Genomic DNA, 3852 nt, shown 5'->3' on the forward strand with positions numbered 1-3852 from the left:
TTCTTATATCTAATCAAATAATTTAGTGTTTATTTTTTACAAATGGAATCAGAGAAAAAATCAATCCTAAGAATCCTAGTGACGCAAGCGATTTATTATCTTCTGTACCAGTATTTGGAAGTTCCAACTTACGCTCCCCTTTAACTTTCACGGAAGTTTCTACTGTATCATCTACATTCTTTTCAGTAGATTGCTTTTCTCTATTTATGTTCTCTAGAGCATTTGTTTTATTAACTACTGATTGTTTATGTTTATTATCTTCTTTTTTCCGAGGTAAGTCTTCTTCCTCTGATGATGTGCTTCTATAAGTATAAGAAGGTAATTCCAGAATCGGTGGCTCTAATGAATTTACTCCACCTGTGTATTCAGGAACGTCATTAGTAGGAGCATCCTTTGGTTTCTCAGATGTAACCTTTGGTTCTTCTATCTCTACTGGTTCCATTTCAGCAGTTATAGTTTGTATTAATTTTGGAGAGTATTCATTTTCAAGAGAATAACGAATCGTAATTTTTACCTGTACCTCTTTTTGAACGATTTTACCATTTTGTTCTACATTAACAGTGATTGTCTTCGTATAAACTTTTGGTTTGCTACCAATCTCAATGACTCCATCTTCACCTTCTTGTTTGATTTCATACCTTTCATGTATTTCATGAATTTCATCGTCAGAAGTTTTATTTGGTATAGGTTCATTCAGATATGATAGTCTATTCATGATTAATGGTTTACTTTCTTTTAGCGTAGCCATTTGACCAACTTCTTTCTGCACATTCAATACATATTTATATCTTTTAATCCCAGGTAAAGACTCTACCAATGGTTTAGTATGGACTGGATCAACAGCTGTACCTATTAAATTACGTTTATGTTCTTCTGTCAAATTATTGCCCCAAGATGTAATCACAGCGTGATGTCTAACAGGATCAAACTGATAATTAACTTCAATTGTTGTTGGTTCACTGCTGTAGTATAGCGCTACAGGAGGTATTGGGTCCAAAAAAGTTTTAGTGTGGTCTGGTACATATAATTTATGTTCAGGAGAATAACCTCTTATCGTTGTCTTAGTTCCTACATATACTTTTTTTGCTTTCGTGCCACTATCTTTAATGATTGGTTCAGATTCATGCGCTATTAGTTCACCTGTTTCAGTATTAATTTCATATGTATACTTCACAGATTTAATTTTACCATTACGACTACTATCAGTTATTTCCTCTTCTCTTGTTTCGCCACCATCCAGATTTTTATCTTCTATATAAATATTTGCAGGTGGTATTTCTTCTATGACAACTTCTTCAGCTTTTGTACCAATTTTAATAACTTTTCTTCCCTTTTCATCAATCGTCTCAGTCCGTTTTCCGCTCTCAAGTGTTTCATCTGCTACATATATTGGTTTTTCTGCCACTTGAGGTTTCTCAAATTCCTTATTATAATAGACTGAGTACTTACCAGACTCTTCTTTTTTTACAGTAAAAGGCAATACTTCATTAGTTATATTTTCTCCCAGCACCCCTGTTTCTTCATAATTTTCTGGTAATGTATAATGAACAATAGTTTTTACAGGAAGTTTCTTACCACTATCTACTAGTTTATTATCAACTTTTGAATAAATAGGAATTTCTTGATAAACAATCTTTGGTTTTGTCCCAATCCCAACAATCCCAAATTCCATTTCTTGTTTTGTTCTATATTCTGAATGAGTGTGTTCAACCCAACCAGAATATTTATCCACAAGTTTATAATAATCAACTTTTTCGCGAATTAATGGGATTGCTTTTTTTACAATCGATGATTCCCCGGCTTCACGTTCTGGCTGAGCGATATAATGGTATCTTTTTTTACCTATTTTGGTAGCAGATACTTTTGGTCCCGTTTTTACTTTAATAATTGTTGTAGAAATCTTATTATCTGGTAAAAATGTTCTTTCTACTTCATTTCCAAGTACAGACTTAACTCTCTCCGTTTTAATTAACTTTTTATTTTCCTCAGCAAGATGTTTTTCTGGATTATATTGAAAAGTAATTTCATAAGTTAAGACATATGTATAAGTATCGTAATACAAAGAGATAGCACCATCGTATTCTTTGCTATCATCGCCCTCATATATATATTTATTTACAGTTTCCGTACGAGTTACTTTTTTTGTTCCAACATGGATGATTTTACCTTTTTTACCACTATCTGTTAACACTGGTTCTGATTGAATGTCAGTCACCTCTCCAGTTGTTGAATTTACTTTGTAGGTATGAGTAAGGGTAGATATTTTCCCGTTATGAGTGCTATCTAAAGATTCTTCTTCTCTTGTAGTTCCCCCTTCTAATTCCTTATCCTCTTGATAGGTAATAATAGGCGGAATTTCTTCCACAACGGTTGTCGGTTTTGTCCCAATTGTAATAATTTTCTTTCCTGTTTCAGTAATTACTTCGTTTCTTTTTCCAAGTTCAATAGTATCATCTGCTTTATATTCGACTTCAACTGATTGAGCTTCTGTTAAGTTTAACTTTAGTGTAGAAACATCATGATTTACAGTAGCCGATGTGGATTGTTCCTTTTCACTAGCATGCACGACTGGCGCATTGGCTACAGCACCAATAAAAAACTGCCCAATCAAAACAGATGCAACACCAACACTGAATTTTCTAATCGCAAACTTCTGACGTTTTTCAAATTTCACTTCTATTCTCCCTTATTATTTTGTCGAATTCTTTTTTCAAACATAATAAACATATACTGAACTATAAGCAAATATGTATATTATCACCCACTTTACTATTTTAATACTTTCTGAATAAAAATCAATAGATATCCACGGTTTCCTTTCGCAACAAAAGTAGAAATAACCATTAATCATAATTTTATCCTAAAATAAAATACACAAAAATAATAACTACTCATTTTATCAAGTATTTGTTTTTGTTATACTCATATTTATCCTCTCCTATGAAATATTTGGACTTCTTTGTAAAATATAACATTTTTATTACAAATTTCAATTTCTAGACTCAGAAATCGATAAAGACCACTTCACAATTATTGCAGGGTGAAAGTTATTGCTATTTTCCATTTACTGAGTAGCAACTTCATTTTACTTTTGATATCAAATCTTAAACACTCGTCTAACGGGTGGTTTATTTGGAGGTTGGGCAAAAAGTCTTTAAAATCAGAAAAGAGCATAGTATCAAGCCTTGAAAAAACTTGATACTATGCGTCTTATTGTTTAAAAATCTATAAAATTTCTCCTCAAAATAAATTTTCCTAACCTCTTTTTTCCTTTTTTCTACAATCAAGGTTTCCAAACCAACCTTCATCATATCCGTGAGGGTATTTTAACGTTCTCCTGCAGTTCAATCTTTACCTGAATTGACTAGACTATCAAAAAGGATCATGATTACATAAGTATCAACGTGGTGTTGAGCTACCGCATCCATTTCCACAGCTTTAATTCTCCTTTTTCAAGCTCAGTATTCTATTCAAAGAAAGGACATCAAATAACAAAATATTCCCAACGTGAGTAATCATATTTAGTTTTTTAGCAATATAGTCAGCTTGTCCAGTAAAACAAAGCTAGCTATTTGTGGAAAATCGTACTGTGGTCAATCATTACAAATTAGAAATTTAACACAGATACCCTGTAGCTAAGAGTATTTATTTTTTTATACAGTTCACTCACCTTTTCTTGATTTTGATATTTCATAAAATCACAAACTAAAATATCTCGTTTTTCTCCAATTCTAACTGGTAAGCGAATCTAAAAAATTATGCAATTTTTCATTCATTTCAGAATAATCGTTACCACGTAATTCTTCAGGTGATTGAACAAAAGATAATGTTTGATGTTGTTCTATCAATCGT

General features: G+C 32.0%; 1 protein-coding gene. It reads right to left on the reverse strand.

The window, feature by feature from the left end; genetic code table 11:
• Positions 1-22: 22 nt before the first annotated feature.
• On the reverse strand, positions 23-2674 hold the full coding sequence (locus RWQ74_RS08635; protein ID WP_261148543.1) for an SIALI-17 repeat-containing surface protein: 2652 nt from the start codon (positions 2672-2674) through the stop codon (positions 23-25).
• Between the last annotated feature and the right edge of the window lie 1178 nt (positions 2675-3852).

It is taken from the genome of uncultured Gemella sp. (assembly GCF_963525165.1).
Classification (GTDB): Bacteria; Bacillota; Bacilli; order Staphylococcales; family Gemellaceae; genus Gemella.